Genomic DNA, 21388 nt, shown 5'->3' on the forward strand with positions numbered 1-21388 from the left:
CCCGCCCGCAACTGTGGTGCTAACCGGAGACGATCGCCGATCTGGTCCGGCGTACGCACTGGAGCAGGCCGACGGCGGCCAGGCAGGCGATGGTGGCCGAGCCGCCGAAGGAGACGAAGGGCAGCGGCAGGCCGGTGATGGGCATCAGCCCGACGGTCATCCCGACGTTCACGAACGCCTGGAACGCCAGCCAGCTCACGACCGCCCCCGCCACCACCCGCCCGTACGGCGAGGCGCTGGCCGCGGCGATCCGCAGCCCGCGCCAGAGCAGCGCCGTGACCAGCAGCAGGATCGCGGCGCACCCGGCGAACCCCAGCTCCTCACCGGCGACGGTGAAGATGAAGTCGGTGTGCTGCTCGGGCACGAACCCCCCGGCCGTCTGCTCGCCCTGGAACAACCCCCGCCCGAGCAACCCGCCCGAGCCGATCGCGATCTTCGCCTGCGCCGCCGTGTACCCGCTGCCGCCCGGATCGGCCGACGGATCGAGCAACACCGCGAGCCGCTCGATCTGGTACGGCCGCGCCACCGTCACCAGCCAGGCCACCGCCCCGGCCGAGGCGAGCACCAGCCCCGCGATCAGGCGCTTGCTCGCCCCGGACACGAGCACCGCGCCGGCCGTGGTCGCGGTGAACACCAGCGCCGTGCCGAGGTCCGGCTGCAGCATGATCAGCCCGATCGGCAGCCCTGCCAGCCCGAGCGCGGCCAGCACGCCGCGCGCTCTCGGCCCGCGATCTCCGGGGGCCAGCGGCACCGCCACCACGAGCACCAGCGCGACCTTGGCCAGCTCCGACGGCTGGAACCGCAACCCCAGATCCAGCCAGGACCGCGCCCCGTTGACCTGATCCCCCAGCGGCAGCACCGCGGCCAGCAACACGACCGCGACCAGGTAGAACACCGCCGTGAACGACCGCAGCGCCCGAAGGTCGAGCCGCGCCAGCACCGCCATGGCGACCAAGCCAAGACCGACGGCCACCGCCTGCCGCCGCGCCATCTCCGCGCCCCCCGACGACCAGACCAGCAGCAACCCGACCCCCGACAGGGCCACGGCCACTCCGGCCAGCACCCAGTCCACGCCACCCCGCTCGGGCGTCCACCCTCGCCCGCTCGCGACCCGCGCCGTGCTCATCGGCCGGACGATCGTCATAGGGAGATGCCCTCCCAGATCGCTCGCGCGGCGGGGGCCGCGGTTTCCGCGCCGGTGCCGCCCTGGGAAACGACCACGACCACCACGTAGCGCTGGTCGAATGAGGCGAACCAGGACGTGTCCGCACGGCCGGATACTTCGGCTGTTCCGGTCTTGGCGGCGATGGAATGGGTGAAACCGGTGAAGGCGGCGGAGGCCGTACCGGTCCTGGGGACGTCGGTCAGAGCGTCGCGGATGAACGCCAGGACGCCGGGCGGGACCGGAACACGTGTGGACGGCGGGGTGATCGTCCGGATGACCTCGCCGCCGGGGCGGACGACGGCCTTGGCCACGCGAGGGCTGAACAGCGTGCCGCCGTTGGCTATCGCGGCGTAGGCGCGGGCCAGTTGCAGTGGCGTGACCAGGACGTCTCCCTGGCCGATGGCGAAGTTGGCCGCGTGTCCCGGCAGGTCGCCGGTGCCCGGCACCGCGCCTTTCGCCTCACTCGGCAGGTCGACGCCGGTCCTGGCGCCGAACCCGAATCCCTTGGCCACCTCGCCCAGGACGGCGTCCCTGCGGTCGGCCCAGAGCTCGTCCGCGATCCGGTAGAAGATCGTGTCGCAGGACTGCACGAGGGCTTCGCGCAGGTCCATCCGGCCGAGCGCGAGGCCGCCGAAGTTGCGGAACGATCGGTCGCCCACCCGGTAGTTCCCCGGGCAGTCGTAGTTCGCGGACAGGTCGTACCCGGCCTTCGCGGCGGCGGCCACCGAGGCGACCTTCCACGTCGAACCGGGCGGCCACTGCCCGAGCACGGCCCTGGACGCGAGCGGCAGCGCCTCGAATTCGCGCTGGGAAACCCCGCCGGTCCACACCTCCGGGTCGTAGGAGGGGTTGGCCGCCAGCGCGGTCACGCGGCCAGTCGTCGCTTCCAGCACGACGACGGCGCCCGAGTCCGCGGGCAGCCCCCGCCGCCGGGCGCCGGCGATGGCGTCCGCGAGCGCGCGCTCGCTGATTTGCTGGATCCGCGCGTCGAGACTGGTCACGAGATCGGCCCCGGGGACGGGTGGGATCTCGCGCAGGACATGCGCCACTTCGCCGGTGTTGCGCACGACCACGTCCCGGCGGCCGGGGGTTCCCGCCAGCTCGCGGTCGTACCCAGCCTCCAGGCCGTCCTGCCCGACCCCGGCCTGGACGTAGCCCAGCGTGTGAACAGCCGCCGCACCCAGCGGATACGTGCGAATCGGCTGGAGTTCGGTGCTGACGCCGGGAAACTCCTCCTGCCGCTCGGTGATCTGCAGCGCCGTCGGCACGTCCACCTCGCCCGCCACCGGAATCGGCTGGTACGGCGACCCCGGCCAGCACGGCCGCCGGACCTCCCCACCGCACAACCGCACCCGCTCGGCCACCCGCTCGTACGGCTCCCGCAACACCTCGGCCAGCCGCGCCAGCACAGAGCGCCCCCCATCGGCCTGATGGATGAGCGCCATGTAGTCCACCGCCACGACCGGCACCGTGCGGTTGGCCACCAGCGGCAGGCCGGTCGCGTCCAGGATCCTGCCGCGCACGGGCGCGATGGCCACGGTCCTGACCCGCGTCTCCGCCGCCGCCCGCACGTAGACCGGACCATCGGCCACCTGCAGGAACCAGAGCCGCCCGAGCAACGTGACCAGCATCGCCCCGATGACCACATGCAACGCGAGCAGCCTAGGCATATCGCCTCCGCAGCACAGCCCGCCCGGCCCCCACCCGCCGCCTCGACAGCCCCACCACCGCGACGGCCCCCGCGACCACCGCCCCCAGGTTCCACCCGACCCGCCAGGCGAGATCGCCTATGTCGACCGCCATCCCAAGGTCGAGCCCGGCCAGCGCGAGCGTGGCCGCCACCGCGATCACGCCGAGCAGCCCGACCCAGGAGGCCGCCGACCGCTCGGCCGCCGAGCGCTCGCCGAAGGCCGCCAGGGAACGCTCCTGGAACCGGCGAGCGCCCAGCTGCCCGGCGGCGTACCCCGCGAAGGTGAGGACCAGGGCGCTGGTCCCCATCGCGAGCTCCGCCGGCGGCGCGACATCCGCCGCGATGCCCGCCACGAACCCGAGCACCGCCCCCGTTCCCGGCGCCCGCGCCAGCACCACGACGGCCACCAGCGCCAGCTCGGGACCACCCCACCGGCCGATCACCATCAGCTGCGCCACCGGCGCCAGCAGCACCAGCACGACGGCCTTCACGGGAGCACCACCGTGACCAGATCGACGGTGGTGAGCGCGGCGTACGGACGGACCAGGGCGGTCTGGGTGGGCGCGCCCGGAGTGGGGTTGACCTGGATGACCTCGCCGATGGGCACGCCGGGGATGTAGGGCCGGTGATTGTCGGAGCCCAGCGTGGTCACCCTGTCGCCGCGCGCGAGGGCGGCCTGAGGGTTCAGCAGGCGCAATAGAAGCAGGTCGTCGTGGCCGGTGATCGTGCCCACCTCGCCGGAGGGCACGCGGGCGCCGATCGAGGCGGCGCGGTCGGTGAGCAGGGAGACGGTGGCAGTGGTGGGGCCCGCCCAGGTGACGCGGCCGATCAGGCCGTCGGCGTTCAGGACGGTGAGGTCTCGGGTGATGCCGTCGCCGGTGCCGATGTCGATGGTGATGGTCCCGGGGGCGAAGCCGACGGCGTGAGCGGGCAGGCCGCGGTAGGGCAGGGTGATCGCCGCGGAGGTCTCCCGCCGGGTGAGATTGTCGGCGCGAAGGGCCGCGTTCTCGCGTTCCAGGGCGCGTAATCGGTCCGCGTTGTCGCCGATCCTGGTCGCCGCGGCGATGAGCGAGGCGGTCGTGCCGTACAGCAGGGAACCGGCGCGGCGGAGCGGGTCGAGCGGGGTCCAGCGGTCCAGGGCGATGAGCAGGAGGGAGACGGCGGCGAGCAGCAGCAGCACGCGGGCCGGGCGGCTTCTCATCGGCGGCGTCCTAGCGGCGGGAATCTGGCAGGAACACCTCGCGCAGCGCGCCGAACCGCTCCACGCACTGTCCCGCGCCGAGCGCCACCGAGTAGAGCGGCCGTTCGACGAGATGGATCGGCATGCCGGTGGCCTTGCCGAGCCGATGCGCCAGGCCGCGCAGCAGGGCGCCGCCCCCGGTGAGCACGATCCCGTTGTCCAGCAGGTCTCCGGCCAGCTCGGCGGGACACTGGTCGAGCGTGCTCTGCACCGCGTCGATGATCGTCTGGACCTGGCCTTCGATGGCCTCGCTGATCTCGGCCCGGTTGATCTCGGCGGTCTTCGGCAGCCCGGTGACGAGATCCCGCCCCCGGATCGTCATCGTCGTCACCTCGGGCTCGGCCGCCGCCTCCCCTGGCGGCGCCTGCGACGGCTGGTCGGCCCGCCGGAACGGGTTCCACCCGCGAGCCGCGGGCACGGTCTGCTCCGGCGGTTCCTCCGCTTCTTCCTCGACCACCGGTTCCGCCGGCAACCCGGTCCGATGCCGCCCCTTCGGCGCCTCAGCCGACCGCTCGTCCTGTACGGCCCCGAGCGTGATCTTGATCCGTTCCGCCGTGTGCTCCCCGAGCAGGAGGGCGTGCTCCTTCTTGACGAAGGTGATGATCGCCTCGTCCAGCTCGTCACCGCCGACCCGGATCGACTTGGCCACCACGGTCCCGCCCAGCGACACGATCGCCACCTCGGTGGTGCCGCCGCCGATGTCCACGACCATGCTCCCGGTCGCCTCGCTGACCCGCAGCCCCGACCCGATCGCGGCGGCCATGGCCTCCTCGACGATGTGCACCCGGCGGGCCCCGGCCTCGTAGGCGGCCTCCTTGACCGCGCGCTGCTCGATCCCGGTCGTGCCGCTCGGCACGGCCACCACGATCCGGGGCCTGGACAGGAACCGGCTGCGGTGCGCCTTCCTGATGAAGTGCCGCAGCATGCGCTCGGCCGCGTCCAGGTCGGCGATGACGCCGTCCTTGAGCGGCCGGATCGTGGCGATGTGCGGTGGGGTACGGCCGATCATCCGCTTGGCCGCCTTGCCGACGGCGACGATCCGATCGGTGTGCAGGTTGATCGCCACGACTGAGGGCTCGTTCAGGACGATCCCCTTGCGGCGGACGTAGACCAGTGTGTTGGCGGTACCCAGATCGACGGCGATGTCCCGGCCGAACAGACCCCACGCAATGCCCATCATTACCAGCCTTAAGACGGGGGAACTCCGTCTGCCCTGGAAGCGAGGGGTTAAACGGCCCTGCGGTGGATGTCCTTGGCGAGCTTGGCGACCTTCTTGACGAGCTGGTACGTGAGCCTGTTCGCTCGCGCGGGCGGTGCGCGAAGTACTCCGATCACCTCATCGGCTTCAAGGCGTATGTCAACGCCCTGGTCCGACTGAAGAACGGCGAAGCCGACCTGCCCGCGTTCCAGGCCGGGCTCGCCCGCGTGTCGGGGCGGCCAGACATCGACGTGTGGAACCTGGAGGCCAAGTTCTTCACGCCCGCCCGCACGTTCGGCCGTTTCGAGTCGGCGTACCTGCTGGCGTTCGGGGTCGCCGCGTTCGCAGCGGCGGTCGTGCTGGTCGGCCAGCCGGTGGCCCGGTTCACCACCGCCGCGCCTCATGCACGCGCAGCCATGCTCACCAGATCCTGCTCAGAGCTGGCACGGTCACGCTGTCGATAGCACCTCAAGGAGGCTTACCGGCGTGTCGACGACAGCAAGGACGCCCGGCTCGCCGAACTCGGCGTTGTCGCCGAATCCCCAGGTGACGGCGATGCTGCGCACCCGGCATTCCGCCGCGCCCGCGACGTCCTCGCGGCGGTCGCCGATCATGACGGTCGCCTCGGGCGGGGCGCCGAGCGCGCCGAGCGCGTGTCTGATCACGTCGGCCTTGTGCCGCCGGGACCCGTCCAGAGTCGCCCCGGCCACGAATGTGAAGAATCTGTCCAGCGCGAAATGCGCGAGGATCTTCTCCGCGAAGACGGTCGGCTTGCAGGTTGCCACTGCGAGTGTCCAGCCGGCGGCCACTAGGGACGTCAGCACGTCGGGGATCCCGGGAATGATCTCGTTCTCGTACATTCCGGATTCAGTGAATCGTTGCCGGTACGCGGCCACCGCGTCGCCGAGACGCTCAGGCGGGACGCCGAGCCGGACGAACACGTCCTGCAGGGGAGGGCCGATGTGCGAACGGAGAAGCGCCTGATCCGTCTCCGGCGACCCGACCGCCGCCAGGGCGTGGCGCATCGAGTCGATGATGCCGGTCTCCGGGTTGGTCAGGGTGCCATCAAGGTCGAAAAGACAGTAGCGTCCGCTGCTCACGTGTGGCAGTCCATCCTTCATCGGCCTCGGCGTCAATATGACCGTGTCCGTCGCGGCCGGTCCGGTTGATCTCGGCGGTCTTCGGCAGCCCGGTGACAAGATCCCGCCCGTCTATCCGGTCCCGCGGCTGGCGGGATCGACGTGTAGGCCGTCCAGAACGAACTCGAGGTGTCGCCGCCAGGCGTCATCCTCGACTGTCGTGGCCGCGCGCAGGATGCCGGAGTTCGCGAGGAACATGGCGGTCAGGTCGGCGATTCGGAAGTCCCCGCGCAGACGGCCGTCGGCCTGGGCCGCCTCGATGAACCGGGTGGCGTGGGCGAGGGCGTGGTCGCACTGGTTGGTCAGCTCCTGCGAGCCGGGGTAGCGGCGGGCCATGATGTCGTCGACCGGGGGAGAAGCGGCCTGGAGCTCGAGCAGGCGCGTCACGTAGAACCGGAACCGCGACCACGAGTCGGGCTGCGCCTGCGCCTCCGCCGCCAATTTGCCCGTACGGTCTGCGGCGATGACCGGAACCACGGCGTCGATGAGCGCTTCGCGGGTGCCGAACCGGTTATAGAGAGTGCCGATGCTCACCCCCGCGGCACGGGCCACCTCCTCCAGCGGGGCGCAGAAACCCTGAGCCAGGAACACCTTCACCGCCGCCGCCGTGAGCCTTTCCAGGTTCTCCCGAGCGTCACGGCGCAACGCCGGCTTGCCGCTCGTAGGCGCCACGCTGGTCTCACCCCCTAACTTGATGGCCTCCTCAAGTTGGTGCTACGGTACGGAAGGTAACTTGAGGCGAAGCTCAACTTACCACGGCGCCCGCGGGATCGGCAGGCGCCGGCGACACAAGTCCGGGAGAAGCGAGGTTGGCAGCCGTGGTCAGCACCATAAAGGTCGACATCTGGTCCGACATCGCGTGCCCGTTCTGCTACATCGGCAAGCGCAAGTTCGAGGCGGCCGTCGCCGCGTCCGGTCTGCCGGTCGAGGTCGAGTTCCACTCCTTCGAGCTCGCCCCCGACACACCCGAGGACGTCGAAGAAAGTCACGTGCAGCTCATCGCGCACAAAATGGGAGTCCCTCTGGCGCAGGCGCGCGAAATGGAGCAGCACGTCTTGAAACTCGCTCACGCCGTCGGACTCGAGTTCGACTATGGCCAGCTCAAGATGACCAAGACCCTCAGGGCGCACGAACTGCTGCACTATGCGAAGACACGCGGACTCCAGGCGGAGATGAAAGAACGGCTGATGGCGGCCTACTTCACCGAAGGCCGCCACGTAGGCCGCGTCAGCGACCTCGCGGACCTCGCCGCGGAGATCGGTCTCGATCGCGACGACGTCGTACGATCGCTCAACAGCGACGAGCACCTCTCGGATGTGCAGGCCGATTTGCAGCAGGCCGCACGGTATGGCATCCGGGGCGTGCCGTTCTTCGTCTTCGACGGCAAGTACGCCGTCTCCGGCGCCCAGGAATCCACGACGTTCGCCGACGTATTGACCAAGGTGCATGACGAGAAGGAGAACGCGGCATGAGCAGCCCCGCGAGAACCGATCAGACCCCCGAACCCGACGAACCGACGGGCCTGCTGACGATACTCGGCGACACCGACGCGGCGCTGTGCGAAGGCGACGCCTGCCTGCTCCCGTCCCCGCCATCGCCCCAGCTCGGCCAGGCGATTGCACGATGACCCGCCTCGGCGGCATCGCGTTCAACGAGACGGACGGGAGCAGCGGCACACTCTCGGAACTCCAGGCGCCGTGAACTTGCGCCGTTCGGATTGAAAGGGAGGTCATCGCTGAGTCGGAGACGCACCGGCACTCGCGGAATCGCCGTGGCTGATCATCATGCCGTGGCGACGCATGGTTGCGTCCACGGAGGTGGTGCACGAGTTTTCCCTGGTCGTAGGTGATGGCCAGGAGATCAAGGCATCTGTGGTCATGGCCGCAACGAGTTCATCGGTTCACCGGCCCGGCCGGCGTCTTCATAGCGCCCCAGCTCGAGCAGCGCCTTCGCCTTGTACGACCACGCGGTCGGGCTGGAATCCAACTCGATCCACCGATTCACCGCTTCGAGGGCCTCGGCCCATTGTTCCGGACTGGCGAGAGACCGAGTCAACACGAACCAGTGGCTGATGCCATCGGGATGGTGGCGAAGGATTTGCCTGGACGCGGCGGCTGTACCCTCGAAGGGACTCAGCTCAAAGAGCGATGTGGACTGCACGACCAGGGCCTGGATGGGCGGGTCGAGGTCCGGCTGCCCGCCGAAGTACTTGGCCTGTCTGGCAAGCTCGAGAGCGTGTGCGGCAACTGCGACCGCTTCCTGGTGGCGCCCGAGGGCTTGCGCTGCGTGATTGCTGGATGACGAAGGGTCAGCCTCCAATCTGGAGATTCCATCGGAGAGTCGGTACCATGTGGTACCAGAGGAGGTATTCGATGGCTACGACAACGGGACCCGGTGCGCCTGCCAAGCCGAGCCGGACCACCGCTCCGCTGAAGGTCGACCCCGAGGTCGATCAGTTGATTTCCGACGGTGCGCACTTCCTCGGCCTGACGAAGAAGGACCTGGTCGCCGAAGCAGTCCGGGTTTATCTGGAACTACGGCGCGAGGAGATCCGCTCCAGGATGATGGAGTCCATGCGCAAGCTCGACGGCTCCAACCTCGCCCGCGTCGCCCTGCTCACCGGCCTCACCGCCGAGCAGATCAACGCCGTCGGTGGTGCCCGGGAGGACTGATCCTGCGATGCGGCGAGCCCGTCCCACCCTCCGCGCCCTTCGCGATGATCTGCGCCTGCCGGTACCACCGGTGGACGATCCACTCGACGAGATCGACCACCCGGTGCTGGCCAAAGCATCCGCCCAGTTCGCCGACGCCGCCACTTCGCGCGAGCGGATCCGCGTGATCACCGATCAGATCCTGTTCAAGGTGAAGATCCAGCGCTGGCGTGCGGCCGCCTGGCTGGAAGCGGACCTAGCGTGGATCATCGCCGCGGGCACCCGCGAGGACGGCGCCGTCGACGACTTCTATACCGCACTCGAAGCCGACGCGAAGGCCGCCCGTGCCCGCTACAACACCGTGCACGCCGAGGCGATCACCGCCGCCACCTATGTCGGGCATCTGCTGCCCGCGGAAGAGGATCGCGTCCGCTATCAAGCTGAAAGCGGTGTCCGCGCGCTACGCCGCCTGCGGCAGGCGATCCACACGCTCACCTGTTCCTCGCTCCACGACGGCCATGAGCACAGTGCCGACCTCGGCACCAGTGTGATCGGCATCCAGGTTCGGGCCGATGACGGGCACGAGACCTACTGCGCGGTCCGCATCACCGGCCCTGTACCTACCGATCTTGTGGCTCTGGTTCTGGAACTCGTACCTGGCTGCGACCCGCAAAGCTGGGCACCCGAGCCGCGGATGCCCGACCGGTCCTTGATCGGAAACGAGCAGATCTGGTCCACCCTCATGGATCCGCATGCCGCAGCCAAACTCCTCGACACCGAACCGGAATCGTAAGCATTCCCGGATCCGGTCCGTGGCCGCCACCGGTAGCCCCTGCCGTCGTGCCCATGCGCGGACCTCAGCTGCCGTACCGGCACGTGAATTGGCAATTGCTGAGTCTTGAAACTCGCTCACGCCGTCGGACTTGGGTTCGACTATGGCCGGCACGTAGGCCGCCGACCGTGCGGGAGCTGTACTCGATCATGGAATTGTCGGTGGAGGACCGCCCGACGTGGATGGCCACCATGCCGTGCAGGACTTGCTTCCCTTTGCCGGCGTGCCGCAGGATCTCGCCTGCCGGGAGCCTATGGCCAGCGACGCTGTTATCGCCGTGGTCCGTCCGCTGCGGACCTTCGCCGACTTCGCGGCGCCAGCGCGGATTTCGAGCCTGACCACGTCTCCGGCCCGGCCGCCGGTCAGGGTCGCGCGGATGCTTCCGCCGCACTTCTGCAGGCGAATGATCCGTTTGCTCACCGTCTTCTTCTGTCCCGGCGCGACCAGCGTCCATGAGCAGGCCGTTTGGGCTTCCGCGGTGATCGGGGCGATCGGGGCGACGCCGAGCCAGGAAGCGCCGGCGAGGAGCACGGAGGCGATCGTGATGAGTTTCATGACGCTCCTTTCCTTCCGCCGACAGTAGGCCCGCGATTCGGGGCAGTCGAGGCCCAGAATCGCGTTCACCCGGGGCTGACGGTCACGTTGCGTACCTCGACCTCGGCCAGCCAGGAGCGGAGCACGAACGAGCTGTCCAGGCAGTCGGCCAGCAGCGGCGGGTCGCCGGTGACCGGATACCAGGAGGTCTGGATCACGCCGTAGTCCAGCTGGTAGGCCACCCTGCCCTGGTCGAACATGATCCGCCAGTGGTGGGTGCCCTGGTCCAGGCCCTGGGGAGGATCGGCGGGTTGGGCGCCGGGATGGGCGTTCGCGGCCGGCAGGCGTACCACCTTGATGTGGTTCTCCTGCGCTTCATCCCCTTGGTAGAAGGCGTACTGGAGGGACAGTCCCCGCGGCTGGCTGCCGTCGAAGCGGGAGCATACGCCGATGCCGTACCCCCAGCCCATGCCCAGGTAGGGTTCCTCGGTCGGTCCCTTCACCTGGACGTCCAGATCGACCTGGAGGCGACACCAGGCGGGCAGCCGCCCGTGGACGCCCGTCCAGGTGTAACCACCCGGGGACGTGACCGTCCAGCCGTCCTCCGTGGCGGCCACCCGGCCCTTCCTCGTGGTGTCGAAGTCCGTCAGTGAGAGCGGCAGGGCCCGGGTCTCACCGGGGTCGGCGCAGCCGGGCTCGCCCAGGAGTTCACGGAGGCCGGTCAGGAAGTAGACGCCCATCAGGGCGAGCACCACCGCGACCGGCCCCGCCAGCCGCTTGGCCAGGCGGCCGCCCGCCGGCGGGCGGCCGGAAGGCCCGGGCGGCAGGTGCGGGTCCGGCACGGTCCACCCGCTGTCGGCGGGGATCACCACGTCACCAGGCTCACCGGTGAGCGCCGCGTACAGTTCGCGTGGAGTCGGGCGGCGTTCCGGGGCCTTGTTCAGCGCCCACGCGATCACGTCGCGCAAACGCCCGTCGACGCCCTCCAGGTCGGGCTCCTCGTACGCCACCCGGAAAGTGACGGCGGGTGAGCTGCCCTCCCCGAAAGGACAGCGGCCGGTCGCCGCGAACGCCGTGACCGCGCCCCACGAGAAGACGTCGGCTGCGAAGGTCACCTGGTGGTCCAACGCCTGTTCCGGCGACATGTAGCCGGGGGTGCCGACGAGGGTGGTCGTGAGCGTGAACGGATCCGCCATCTGGGCGATGCCGAAGTCGATGACCTTCGGCCCGTCGGGGCCCAGCAGGACGTTTCCCGGCTTCAGATCGCGGTGCACGACGTCCGCGGCGTGGATCGCCTCCAGCGCGACCAGCATCCGGGTGGCGAGGTCGAGGAGATCGGACCCGGTGAGCGGGCCGTCCCGGGCTACCCGCTCGGCCAGATCCTGCCCGTCCACGAACTCGGTGACGAGGTAGGCGCGGTCCCCATCGGTCCCCGAGTCCAGGATGGGCACGGTGCAGAACCGCGCGGAGTCGGCCACCCGCCGGAGGATCCTCACCTCACGCTGGAATCTGCGCCGATACCTGGGATCGCGGGCCCACTCGCCCTGGATCACCTTCAGCGCCACCTGGGCGCCGGACTCCGCCTCCGCGAGATAGACGATCCCCATCCCGCCCTGTCCCAACCGCCGCACGATCCGGTAGCCCCCGATTCGGGACGGCTGTTCGGGCACGGTCGGTTCCAACCCTCGGTGTCGGCGCCCGGACGCAACGGGTCGCGTCCAATTCGACACAAGGATCTCCCATCCACCCGTTGAGTGGCCATATATCAGGAAATGGTGATGGCGTGGTCCCCACGCCATCACCTCGAACCGTCCGGTTCAGTTCTTGCAGTACTTCTGGCTGCCCGAGGGCCACCATCCGACGATCACGGCCGGGGCCGCCTTCTGGAAGCGGATCTTCAGGCACTGGTTGTTCTTGGCGGCGGTTTTCACCGTCTTCTGCACGGACCTGGCCACGACGACGAGCCCGAAGCAGGCGGCCTTCGCCTTCCAGTCGGACAGCTTGTTGCACTCTCCGAGGGACGACCGGCCGATGGACGGCAGCTTGGCGAGCTTGCGGGTGAGGCTGCGGCTGAAATAGAGGTTGCACGTCGCGTTGTACCAGTGGCCGCAGTCGAGCCCGAAGGACGTCAGGCCCAAGGCGGTGGTGGGTGCCCCGGCGGTGGCGGCCTGTGCGCCGGCCGTGGCCCCGGCCATGAGGCCGACGGTCAGGGTGATGGTCGCGAGCAGGTGGAGGATGCGTCTCATCGCTCTGTCCTTCCTCTGCGCGGGCGGTTCCCGCGTCATGGACAGAGTGCGAGCAGAGGGGTTCAGGATCGTTTCAGTCTGCGTGAAGTCTCGGCGAGGCCGTGTTGGTCGCCGAGTTCGCCGAACATCGAGTAGGCCAGGTCCAGCTCATCCGCTCGGCCGGTGATGTCGCCGATCGTGGTGAGCGCCCATGCGTGCCCGCATCGATCTCCCAGGGCGCGCAGGCGTCTGGCCGCCTCGCCCGCGTGCTCCCCGGCCTCTGGATCGCCCTGTGCCGCCAGGACCATGGCCATGCTGAGCAGCGCGTTCGCGGTCAATCTCAGGTCACGCAGGCGGTGGTCGGCCAGGTCCCGTTCCTCTTCCGCATGCTGGCGCGCCGCGCTCACCTCTCCCCGCGCCAGCCGTACGGAGACCAGGGCATGCAGACAGGCGGCCTGGCCGTAGCGGTCGCCAAGGTCGCGGGCCGAACGCAGCGCGCTGAGAAGGCAGGCGAGCGCGGTTTCCTGGTCCCCGGCCCGGTGCCGGACGACGCCGAGCGCGCGCACGCAGGCGGCCTCTCCGCGCCGGTCGCCGCAACCGCGGAACTCGGCCCGTCCCTGGGCGAGCGAGCGCTCCGCCTGCTCGAGCCGGGACTGGTCCAGCCGGGCCACACCGAGCCGGAGTAGGACCCGTGCGCGCTCCACGGCATCGCCGTACCGGATCAGTTGCCCGAGGCTCGACTGGTAGGTCTCGATCGCGCCCGCGAGGTTGCGCTCGGCCCGCTGCTGGTCACCGAGATCGCGCAGGACCAGCGCCGCACCGAGCGGGTCCCCGTCGGCACGTGCGGCGGCGAGCGCGTGCCGGTTGACGGTCCGCCATTCGTCCTGCTGGTGGCGTGCCTCCAGGAAAGGCGTCAGGGCATGCGCGAGCCGCCACGCGTGTCCGGGCAGGTCGTGCAGGTCGGCCACCAGCGCGGTAAGAAAGCCGAGCTCGGCGTCCAGCCACTCGATCGAGTCACGGATCTCGGTCGTGCCCATGCTGACCGCCTCCGGACCAGGGCTTGCCCCGAACCCCTCCGAGGTCAGCGGGAGGACGGCAGCCCGCACCCGGGCCAGCGCCACCCGCGCGAGGCGGGACAGCGCCCGCGCGGTGTCCTCGGGCGGGAGCCGTTCGCGGGCCATCAGCTGGGTGAGCTCGTGCATGCGGAACCGGTCCTGGCCGGCGTCGTCGCAGGCCAGCCGCTGCAGCAGGCCGCGCTCGGCGATCCCGTCGAGGGAGGTCGGCCCGCCGGCGAGGGGTTCCGCGATCCAGGCCGCGAAGCTCGGGGCGGTGATCGCGGTCAGCCGCGCGAGCAGCGCCTGCGGCCGGGCGTCGAGGCCCTCGTAGGCCAGGCTGAGCAGCGGCCGAACCCCGGTGTCGCCCGCCTGGAACTCGTCCAGGCGGGCGGTCTCGTCACGCAGCCGCCGGGCCAGCCCTTGGGCGGAACGGTCCCGGCTGGCCGCAAGCCGCGCCGCCGCCGCGCGGACCGCGATGGGCAGCCCGGCGCAGGCGTTGAGCACCCTCGCGGTGGCCTCGCCGTCGGCCTCGGCCCGTGCCCGCCCGGCCATCCGCTCCAGCAGCTCACGGGATTCAGCCGCCGTGAAGACGTCGACCTCGAACGGCTCGCTTCCGGCCAGCCCGGCCAGCGCGGAGCGGCTCGTGATGATCGCCAGTGAGCCCGGGCCGGTCGGCATCAGCGGGCGGACCTGCTCCTCGTCGGTCACGTTGTCGAGCAGGACGAGGAGCCTGCGGTCCGCGGTGAGCGTCCGGTAGGCCGCGGTCCGCTCCTCCATGGTCGCGGGGATCGAGCCGCCTGGGTAGCCGAACGCGCGCAGGAACCGGGCGAGCGTCCCGGCCGCGTCCGGCTGCCTGCGCAGATCCGCGAACAGCTGGCCCCCGGGGAACCGCGCCCGATACCGCCAAGCCGTGTGTACGGCGAGCGCGGACTTGCCCACTCCCGCGTGGCCGTACAGGACGATGGGGTGCGGCCCGTGCGCGGGGCCGCGGGCGATCGCGGCCGACAAGCCGTCGAGAAGGTCGCGTCGGCCGACGAAGGAGCGGTCGTCGGGGGGAAGCTCCGAAGGGGTGCGGACCTCCTCCGCGTCCAGGGCCGGGTCCTCGCGGAGCATGCGTTCGTGCACTCGGCGCAGCTTGGCGGACGGCTCGGCGCCGAGTTCCTCGGCCAGGACCTGCCGCACCCGGTGGTAGTGGGAGAGCGCCTCGCCGAGGTTGCCGGAGCGGTACAAGGCGACCATCAGGAGCAGGTGGACGTGCTCCCGCAGCGGATACCGGCGGGCAAGATTCCTGAGCTGGACGACGCACTCGCGGTGGTGACCGAGCCCGATCCGGACGTCGCAGAGCTCCTCTTCCACGGCCGCGCGCTGTTCCTCCAGCGCGGCGGCCTCCATCCGCCGCAGGTGATCGGACTCCACGTCGGCCAGCGCCGGACCGCGCCACAGGTCCAGCGCCTGCTCCAGGGTGCGGACGCGGGTGACCGGATCCTCGTCCCGACGGCCGGCCAGGTCGCGGAAGCGCCACACGTCGACCCGGTCTGGCTCGACCCGCAGCCGATATCCGGCCGGGACGGTCTCGATAAGATCCCTCGGCAGGATCTTCCGCAGGTCGCTGACGTAGACTTTGATCACGCCGGTGGTGATCTCCCGGCCACCCGTCAGCGCCTCCTGTAACAGCTCGAGGGAGACGGGGCGTCCCCCTTCAAGGGCGAGTACGGCGAGGACCGCGCGATGGCGCGGTACCCGGATGGGGATGACCCGATCGCCGTCCACGACCTCGAGCGGGCCGAGGAGGTTGAAATCCATGATGTACACATTTGACAATGCCTCGCCGGAGCTCCGCCACCGGATCTCCCAGCCGATCGTGCTCCAGTTGCCGGATCGGCGCATGCGTCACGTACGCGGAAACGTTGCCCTGCCCGGTGCCGCTCACCGTGACGCCTCGGCGGTCGCGCCCACCCCTCGCGACTCGGCGACGGCGGCCGCCGCGCGTACCAGTGCGGCCACGCCTCGGCTGCGGGAGCGCTCCGGCCAGGCGATGACCAGCCGGGCGGGCGGGCAGTCCTGGATGGGGACGTAGGCCACCGCCTGGCGGGGGTATCTGGCCGCGACCGATCTTGGGAGCAGGGTTATCGTCGCGCCTAGGCCGATCAGCGCGAGTAGTTGCGCGAGGTCGTGCACGCCCTGCTCGCCGATGTCGCGTTCCGCTCGTTCGCCGACCTGCTCGGGGCTGATGCCGAGGTCGGCGAGCCGTACCTGGGAGGCCCTGGCGAGGGCGTGGTCGGCGGGCAGCGCCGCGACGCGAGGCTCGACCGCGACGACGTCCGTGTCGATGCCGCCCGGGTCGTAGGGCTCGAACATGAGGGCGGCGTCGGCCTCGCCCGTCCGCAGCAGGCGGGTGTGTTCCCGCCAGCCGCACAGGCGTACGGCGACGGGTTCGGCATCGGGCTCGGTGGCCACCGCGGCGAGGATGTCCTCCAGCAGGCCGCCGTCGGCATCGGCCTTGACGGCGAGCAGTACGCTGCGATGCGGTGCCGAGGCGCGCACGGCACGGCGGGTCGCCGCGTCGAGAGCTTCGAGGGCGGGCCGTACATGAGCCAGCAGTACCGCGCCGGGCTCGGTCAGCTCCACCACTCGCGTGGAGCGCTCGAACAGGCGCACGCCGAGCTCGGCTTCGAGGGTGCGGATCGCTCGCGACAGCGCGGGGCCGGCGATGCCGAGTCGTCCTGCGGCGCGGGTGAAATTGCGTTCCTCCGCCACCGCGACGAAGTACCGCAAGGGTCGGGACTCCGCTGCCATGCCTCCACACTATTGCCTGATCGGCATCGTCATTGATGCCTTTTCGGTCCTAGTCGGTGCCGGATCGGTCATTCCGTGAGACCCCGCCGTTCCCGCAGGCTGGCGTGGCGGCTGGGCGGAGGGCCCACCGCGGAATGGAGAGAGCATGCGAGCAATCGGTATCGAGCGCTTCGGAGACACGCCGGCGCTCAAGGAGCTGCCCGTGCCCGAGCCCGGCAGCGGCCAGGTGCAGGTCGCCATCGAGGCGGCGGCGATCAACCCGCTGGACATGGGCATCGCCTCCGGGGCGCTGGCGGGCCTGGGGGAGTATCGGTTCCCGCTCACGCTCGGCATGGACGGCGCCGGCACCGTGACCGCGATCGGCGATGGCGTCACGGAGTTCCGCGTGGGGGATCGCGTCTTCGGCCAGTTCTGGAGCCAGCCGCTGCGGTTCGGCACGTTCGCGGAGGTCTGCGTGGTGCAGGCGGTGCCCGCGTTCGGCGCGCTGGCGGCCGTCCCCGGCGAGCTGCCGAGCCAGGAGGCCGCCGCGCTCCCGACCGCCGGTATGACCGCGCTCGGCGTGCTCGACCACATGCGGGTGCCTGAGGGCGGCACGCTGCTGGTCATCGGTGCGACGGGAGGCGTGGGCACTTTCGCGGTGCAGGCCGCCGCGGCCCTTGGGATCCGTACCATCGCGACGGCCTCCGCCCGGGTCGCGGAGCAGGTGCGAGGGCTCGGCGCCACCGAGATCGTCGTCCGCGGTGCCGAGCCTCTCGAACAGGCCCTGCGCAGGCTCGCGCCCGGGGGAGTCGACGCGATCCTCGACGTCGTCGGCGACCGGTCCATCACCAGCAGCCTGGCCGGCGCCGTACGGGACGGCGGGGCGCTGTTCTCGACCGCCTTCGGCCTGGACGAGCAGCTCCTGGCCGACCAGCGCATCCGCACCGCGAACTACCGGCTCGATCGCAAGCCCGAACGGCTCGCCGAGCTAGCCAGGCTCGTCACGGCAGGCACCATCCGGCCCGTCATCGGCGCGAGGCTCCCCCTTGAGGAGGCACCGCGAGCCCTCGCCGGCGGCGTCGAGGTCACGGGGCCGCGCGGCAAGACCGTGCTGCAGGTGCGCTGAACGCGGCCTCGCCCAGCTCCGGGCCGCCGGCACCGGCGTCCGAGAAGATCGCGGCCAGGTCGGTCCAGCGTTCGGCGCGGCACAGCACCGGGGGGTGTTCGATCGGTGCGGATAGCGTGACCTCTCGGGCTCCCTGGTGTTCCGTTCCGGTCCAGACGTCTACCCAGTCGCCTGCGGGCAGGTAGCCGGTCACCTGGTCGACGCCGGGTTCGGTGACCGGGATCACCAGAAGCGCGTCGCCCAGCTGGTACTGGAGTGGGAAGCGCCAGATCTCCGGGTCGGTGGGGTGGTCGAAGAACAGTGCGCGCATCAGGGGGGCGCCGCCGTGCACGGCGGCTCTCGCCTGTTCGGTGAGGTACGGCACGAGCCGTTCGCGTAGGTGTGCGAACCTTCGGAAGACTGGGATCACCCGGGTGTCGCCGGTGCGTTCGGCGATGTTCCACGGGGTGCGGTCGCCGTTGGGGTGGCGGTGGTGGTTGTACTCGGAGTGGTACTGCATGATCGGCATGAAGCAGGAGGTTCCGGCGGCGCGGAGGTAGAGCTCGCCGTCCGGGATCGGGCCGGAGAAGCCGGCGATGTCCCAGCCCCAGTAGACGATGCCGCAGGCTGAGGCGGTGATTCCGGCGGTGATCGAGGAGCGGAAGGCGGTCCAGGTGGAGGCCTCGTCGCCTGCCCAGTAGGCGCCGTGTGCCTGGGAGCCGGTGAAGCCGGCGCGGCTGAACGTCACGGGGGGTTTACCGCAGGAGCGGAGGAGGTCGCCGAAGGCGCGGGCGTAGTTGACGGGGGCGAGGTTGTTGCCGTCCGAGCCGCGGCGGCCGTCGGCGTAGCGGAGGTCGTGGCCCCAGGCGTGTTCGCCGCCGTCGGTTTTGAAGCCGTCGATGTCCAGCTCTGCTACGAGGTAGCGGCGTTTGGCCGTCCACCAGTCGCGGATTTCCTGGGAGCTCAGGTCGGGCATCAGGGCGAGGGGGAACCACCAGCCTCTGTTGCGGTACGGGCGGCCGTCGGCTTCGCGCACGCCGTAGCCCTTCTCGACGAGTTGGCGGGCGTCGATGGCGGCCTGGCCGGTGGGGTGGGGGCGCATCTTCTGCAGGGGGATCTGCCAGAGGATGACCTTGATGTCCCTGGCGTGGAGTTCGTCGATCATGGCTTTGGGGTCGGGCCAGGGGGAGTTGGGGGGAAAGCTGTAGTCGGCCCAGGTGTGGGGGCGTTCGGTGGGGTCGTATTGGGCGCCGCGGAACGCGGTGAAGGTGGATTCGTCGCTCCATGCTTCGATCACGAGGGCGCCGACGGGGATGTCCAGGTCGCGGTGCTGGTTCATCTCGGTGAGTACGCGGGCCTGGGTGTTCCACTCGTTGGCGCTGGCCCAGAGGCGGAACACCCACGAGGGGAGTTCTTCGGGTGCGCCGACGTCTTTGACGAACTGGGCGAGGATTTCGGTGGGGGAGCCTTCGTAGGCGCGCAGCGTGAGGTCGCCGCTTGTTTCCGCCTCGACGCGTAGGAGCCCTGGTTCGGAGGCGCCGACGTCGAACCAGACTCGTGCGGAGGTCTGCACGTGCCAGCCGTGGCTGCCGTTTGGCCCGATCACGAAAAAGAACGGCATAGGCAGATATGTGCGGCCTAGTGTTCCTTGGTTTTTGTACTGCTCGAACACCACCGCGTCGAGTGTCCGGCCCCGCTGGTCGACGGCGTCGAAGCGTTCTCCGAAGCCGACCACGTGCTCGTCCGGATTTATCGCGATATCGAATCGCACCCGTAGGACACCGTCGCCGTCGTGCAGCCACCGGACGCTTCCCGGAACGACCCGATCCGCCCCTTCCAGGTTCCCGCCGCTCTCCCGCCAGCTCGCCGCCGTCACCTCAAACCATCGGGAGGTACGGCTTGCACCATCGGCTGTGGCCGCCCGGAACCGGTAGGCGTACCGTGACCCGGCCCGCAGCACCGGTGACCGAACCGACCAGCTGCCCGCGGCCGCCGCCCTCGTCGCTTTGGCCTGAGCCGACGCGAGATGCCCGCCATCCCCGGCGCTCGTCCCTTCGGAGGCGGCGCTCGCTTTCTCCATGGGCAACTCGATCGGCGTCCCGTCGGCCACCCACTCGCACACCACGGCATCGACTTTCGCCGCCGCCCGCACCCGCAACTCCACGCTCTCCCCGTCAAGCGGCCGGGCGGGCACCCGCTGATCCTCGGTCTCGGCGTACGGATGCCCCGACCCCATCGGACGATGCCGGATCACGCGACCACTCCCAATTCATCCGCGAGCATCAAATACATCCCATGCGACCACAACAACGGACTGGCCACCGGCCCCCACCGCTCGACCCACTCCTGCCGACGCCCAGGCGCCAACAACCGATCAGAAACCTGCTCCGGCAACTCCCCATCAGCGTCGGCCTGCCCCGCCATCCACCGCAAACACGCCATAGCCTCTCCACGCCTACCAGCGGCAACATGGTTCAGCCCCAGGAACCCGGCGAGTAGCACCCACCTTCCACCCCCGTAGAAGGTGTCCTCCAAATACCGATAGACCCCATAACCATCGGCCAGGGACTCCTCAACCGCCGCGACCGTCCCCACGGCCACCGGGTGGTCTGCCGAATAGAGCCCAAAAGGCTCAACACAAGCCAGCAAACTCCCATCAACCGCATCCGACCCCAGCCATTTGGTGAGGTGGGTTCTCCCACCCACCCAGCCCTTTGTTTCCCCTCGGGCTCCGCCCGCCCCCGTTATCCCCGTGGTTGCCGGACGAATTGGCAGTCGCGGCATCGTGGTTCTCCCAGTGGCCTGACCGGCTTCGCTCCCTGGGGTGGTGGTTTGGCTGGTTACGCTCCCCTGGGCGGCGGCTTGATCGGCCTCGCTCCCCGGGGTAGTGGTCTGGCCGGTTGCGCTCCCTTGGACGGTGGTTCGGCTGGTTACGCTCCCCAGGGCGGTGGTCTCCTCGGCCTCGCTCCCTGGGGCGATGATCTGGCCGGTTGCGTTCCCTGGGGTGATGGTCTGGCCGGTCGCGCTCCCCGGAGCCGTGACCTGACCGGTTACGCCCCCCGGAGCCGTGGCCGACTCCACTACTCCCTCTTTCGAGATCAAAGTGGAGATGCCGTCGATGGCCTCTTCGGCAGCTTCGGTGAGGGGTCGGGTCAGGGCACCCAGGTTGATCGCTGCGCGGAGGCCTGCATGGATTGCGGCCAGGGTCGACACATGGCGTTGGTCGATGTGTTCTTCCCACCAGTCGTAGCAGGGGTGGTGCCAGAAGGTCGTGAGGTAGTGGGTGGCGACGCGGATGGCTTCGGGGGCTCCGGGGATGTCGGTGGGGTGGCGGCGCAGGTGGAGGTTGAGGGACCAGAGCCAGGTGCCGTACCCGTCGAGTTGGTGGTCCCACCAGGCGTCGGTGCCGTTGGAGCCGTCGAGGGTGAAGCGGGTGGGGAGCATGTCGGCGGGGGTGACGGGGAGGCCGCGGGAGGCGCGGCGGGTGAGGTCGGTGACCTGGGAGGACCGGGCGCCGACCACGCGGGCGCACCACGCGTGGAAGGCGCTCGGGCCCGCGGGGTCGGCGACGCGGCTCATGCCTTCGGCGATGAAGGCGCCGTCGCGGAGCCAGGCGTAGCCCTGGTAGGCGGAGAAGGTGGGACTGGCAGGGTAGGCCCCCGAGGGCGACTGATGCCGGTCGATCAGGTCGACGCTGCGCGCGGCCAGGCGGGCCAGGTCCGCGTGCGTCAGGTCGCTTCCTACGTTCACGGTCGGATCCTTAGCCGAGCAGGCCGTCG

Annotated in this window: 21 protein-coding genes; 7 read left to right on the plus strand and 14 right to left on the minus strand. The window is 70.2% G+C overall.

All coding sequences use genetic code 11. The features are described from left to right. Nucleotides 1-19: 19 nt before the first annotated feature. From rodA to Aple_RS09000, 5 genes are read right to left on the minus strand one after another with little or no spacing between them, the layout of a single operon-like run. Complete coding sequence (gene rodA / locus Aple_RS08980; RefSeq protein WP_246264271.1) at nt 20-1126, minus strand: rod shape-determining protein RodA; 1107 nt, start codon at nt 1124-1126, stop codon at nt 20-22. Nucleotides 1127-1140: 14 nt separating this feature from the next. Continuing rightward, on the minus strand, nt 1141-2835 hold the full coding sequence (locus tag Aple_RS08985) for a penicillin-binding transpeptidase domain-containing protein (RefSeq protein ID WP_155344037.1): 1695 nt from the start codon (nt 2833-2835) through the stop codon (nt 1141-1143). Then, a complete protein-coding gene (locus tag Aple_RS08990; RefSeq protein ID WP_155344038.1) occupies nt 2828-3346 on the minus strand; it encodes a hypothetical protein in 519 nt (172 codons plus the stop codon). Before Aple_RS08990 ends, Aple_RS08985 begins: the two co-directional genes overlap by 8 nt. After that, nucleotides 3343-4056 carry a rod shape-determining protein MreC gene (gene mreC / locus Aple_RS08995; protein ID WP_155344039.1) on the minus strand — a complete coding sequence of 238 codons (714 nt, stop codon included), beginning with the start codon at nt 4054-4056 and terminating at the stop codon, nt 3343-3345. The genes Aple_RS08990 and mreC overlap by 4 nt, the downstream gene beginning before the upstream one ends. Nucleotides 4057-4066: 10 nt before the next feature. Beyond that, the gene (locus Aple_RS09000; RefSeq protein ID WP_174889807.1) at nt 4067-5272 is read right to left on the minus strand and encodes a rod shape-determining protein; all 1206 of its coding nucleotides are present in this window, start codon (nt 5270-5272) and stop codon (nt 4067-4069) included. Nucleotides 5273-5337: 65 nt separating this feature from the next. On the opposite strand from Aple_RS09000, the gene Aple_RS09005 reads away from it, so the two are divergent. Beyond that, a complete protein-coding gene (locus Aple_RS09005; RefSeq protein WP_155344041.1) occupies nt 5338-5757 on the plus strand; it encodes a hypothetical protein in 420 nt (139 codons plus the stop codon). On the opposite strand, the gene Aple_RS09010 is transcribed toward Aple_RS09005, so the two are convergent. Together Aple_RS09010 and Aple_RS09015 are read right to left on the minus strand one after the other, a co-directional pair. Then, nucleotides 5743-6393 (minus strand): HAD hydrolase-like protein, encoded by a 651-nt coding sequence (locus Aple_RS09010; protein ID WP_218038200.1) that lies wholly within the window; start codon nt 6391-6393, stop codon nt 5743-5745. The genes Aple_RS09005 and Aple_RS09010 overlap by 15 nt on opposite strands. A gap of 111 nt (nt 6394-6504) precedes the next feature. Beyond that, complete coding sequence (locus Aple_RS09015; RefSeq protein WP_170321356.1) at nt 6505-7104, minus strand: TetR/AcrR family transcriptional regulator; 600 nt, start codon at nt 7102-7104, stop codon at nt 6505-6507. 146 nt (nt 7105-7250) lie between these two features. Here Aple_RS09015 and Aple_RS09020 point away from each other — a divergent pair, with 146 nt between their 5' ends. Then, nucleotides 7251-7904, plus strand: a complete 654-nt coding sequence (locus Aple_RS09020) for a DsbA family oxidoreductase (protein ID WP_155344146.1) — start codon at nt 7251-7253, stop codon at nt 7902-7904. Next, entirely contained in the window at nt 7901-8059 is a 159-nt protein-coding gene (locus Aple_RS09025; protein WP_155344044.1) for a hypothetical protein, read from the plus strand. The genes Aple_RS09020 and Aple_RS09025 overlap by 4 nt, the downstream gene beginning before the upstream one ends. Before the next feature lie 248 nt (nt 8060-8307). Here Aple_RS09025 and Aple_RS09030 read toward each other — a convergent pair whose 3' ends face one another. Beyond that, nucleotides 8308-8751: a tetratricopeptide repeat protein gene (locus tag Aple_RS09030; RefSeq protein ID WP_155344045.1), complete on the minus strand. Its 444-nt coding sequence runs from the start codon at nt 8749-8751 to the stop codon at nt 8308-8310. Between the two features lie 53 nt (nt 8752-8804). Here Aple_RS09030 and Aple_RS09035 point away from each other — a divergent pair, with 53 nt between their 5' ends. The 3 genes from Aple_RS09035 to Aple_RS09045 all read left to right on the plus strand — a co-directional run bounded on the left by Aple_RS09035 (nt 8805) and on the right by Aple_RS09045 (nt 10498). After that, a complete protein-coding gene (locus tag Aple_RS09035; RefSeq protein WP_155344046.1) occupies nt 8805-9104 on the plus strand; it encodes a hypothetical protein in 300 nt (99 codons plus the stop codon). 7 nt (nt 9105-9111) lie between these two features. Then, nucleotides 9112-9876, plus strand: a complete 765-nt coding sequence (locus Aple_RS09040) for a hypothetical protein (RefSeq protein WP_155344047.1) — start codon at nt 9112-9114, stop codon at nt 9874-9876. Between the two features lie 217 nt (nt 9877-10093). Continuing rightward, complete coding sequence (locus Aple_RS09045; protein WP_155344048.1) at nt 10094-10498, plus strand: hypothetical protein; 405 nt, start codon at nt 10094-10096, stop codon at nt 10496-10498. A 37-nt stretch (nt 10499-10535) separates the two neighbouring features. Here Aple_RS09045 and Aple_RS09050 read toward each other — a convergent pair whose 3' ends face one another. From Aple_RS09050 to Aple_RS09065, 4 genes are all read right to left on the minus strand, one after another. Continuing rightward, nucleotides 10536-12119: a serine/threonine-protein kinase gene (locus tag Aple_RS09050; protein WP_170321357.1), complete on the minus strand. Its 1584-nt coding sequence runs from the start codon at nt 12117-12119 to the stop codon at nt 10536-10538. Between the two features lie 147 nt (nt 12120-12266). Continuing rightward, nucleotides 12267-12695, minus strand: a complete 429-nt coding sequence (locus tag Aple_RS09055) for a hypothetical protein (protein ID WP_155344050.1) — start codon at nt 12693-12695, stop codon at nt 12267-12269. Nucleotides 12696-12757: 62 nt separating this feature from the next. Then, nucleotides 12758-15532: an AfsR/SARP family transcriptional regulator gene (locus Aple_RS09060; RefSeq protein ID WP_170321358.1), complete on the minus strand. Its 2775-nt coding sequence runs from the start codon at nt 15530-15532 to the stop codon at nt 12758-12760. 123 nt (nt 15533-15655) lie between these two features. Beyond that, on the minus strand, nt 15656-16525 hold the full coding sequence (locus tag Aple_RS09065; protein WP_155344052.1) for a LysR family transcriptional regulator: 870 nt from the start codon (nt 16523-16525) through the stop codon (nt 15656-15658). Between the two features lie 145 nt (nt 16526-16670). On the opposite strand from Aple_RS09065, the gene Aple_RS09070 reads away from it, so the two are divergent. Next, the gene (locus tag Aple_RS09070) at nt 16671-17630 is read left to right on the plus strand and encodes an NADP-dependent oxidoreductase (RefSeq protein ID WP_155344053.1); all 960 of its coding nucleotides are present in this window, start codon (nt 16671-16673) and stop codon (nt 17628-17630) included. Here the strand turns inward: Aple_RS09070 and Aple_RS09075 are convergent. After that, entirely contained in the window at nt 17590-19863 is a 2274-nt protein-coding gene (locus Aple_RS09075) for a glycoside hydrolase family 31 protein (protein ID WP_155344054.1), read from the minus strand. The two genes, Aple_RS09070 and Aple_RS09075, sit on opposite strands and share 41 nt — an antisense overlap. After that, the gene (locus Aple_RS09080) at nt 19860-21359 is read right to left on the minus strand and encodes a glycoside hydrolase family 15 protein (RefSeq protein WP_155344055.1); all 1500 of its coding nucleotides are present in this window, start codon (nt 21357-21359) and stop codon (nt 19860-19862) included. The genes Aple_RS09075 and Aple_RS09080 overlap by 4 nt, the downstream gene beginning before the upstream one ends. Nucleotides 21360-21388: the final 29 nt, after the last annotated feature.

Origin of the sequence: Acrocarpospora pleiomorpha, from assembly GCF_009687885.1 — a bacterium.
In the GTDB taxonomy this organism is placed as follows: Bacteria; Actinomycetota; Actinomycetes; order Streptosporangiales; family Streptosporangiaceae; genus Acrocarpospora; species Acrocarpospora pleiomorpha.

Excerpts from the sequence above, each read along its gene's own strand:
- Aple_RS09065 (WP_155344052.1), bottom strand. The coding sequence starts at position 16,525 with ATGGCAGCGGAGTCCCGACCCTTGCGGTACTTCGTCGCGGTGGCGGAG.
- Aple_RS09060 (WP_170321358.1), bottom strand. The coding sequence starts at position 15,532 with ATGGATTTCAACCTCCTCGGCCCGCTCGAGGTCGTGGACGGCGATCGG.
- Aple_RS09070 (WP_155344053.1), top strand. The coding sequence starts at position 16,671 with ATGCGAGCAATCGGTATCGAGCGCTTCGGAGACACGCCGGCGCTCAAG.
- Aple_RS09000 (WP_174889807.1), bottom strand. The coding sequence starts at position 5,272 with ATGGGCATTGCGTGGGGTCTGTTCGGCCGGGACATCGCCGTCGATCTG.
- Aple_RS09055 (WP_155344050.1), bottom strand. The coding sequence starts at position 12,695 with ATGAGACGCATCCTCCACCTGCTCGCGACCATCACCCTGACCGTCGGC.
- Aple_RS08985 (WP_155344037.1), bottom strand. The coding sequence starts at position 2,835 with ATGCCTAGGCTGCTCGCGTTGCATGTGGTCATCGGGGCGATGCTGGTC.
- Aple_RS09025 (WP_155344044.1), top strand. The coding sequence starts at position 7,901 with ATGAGCAGCCCCGCGAGAACCGATCAGACCCCCGAACCCGACGAACCG.
- Aple_RS09035 (WP_155344046.1), top strand. The coding sequence starts at position 8,805 with ATGGCTACGACAACGGGACCCGGTGCGCCTGCCAAGCCGAGCCGGACC.
- Aple_RS09040 (WP_155344047.1), top strand. The coding sequence starts at position 9,112 with ATGCGGCGAGCCCGTCCCACCCTCCGCGCCCTTCGCGATGATCTGCGC.
- rodA (WP_246264271.1), bottom strand. The coding sequence starts at position 1,126 with ATGAGCACGGCGCGGGTCGCGAGCGGGCGAGGGTGGACGCCCGAGCGG.
- mreC (WP_155344039.1), bottom strand. The coding sequence starts at position 4,056 with ATGAGAAGCCGCCCGGCCCGCGTGCTGCTGCTGCTCGCCGCCGTCTCC.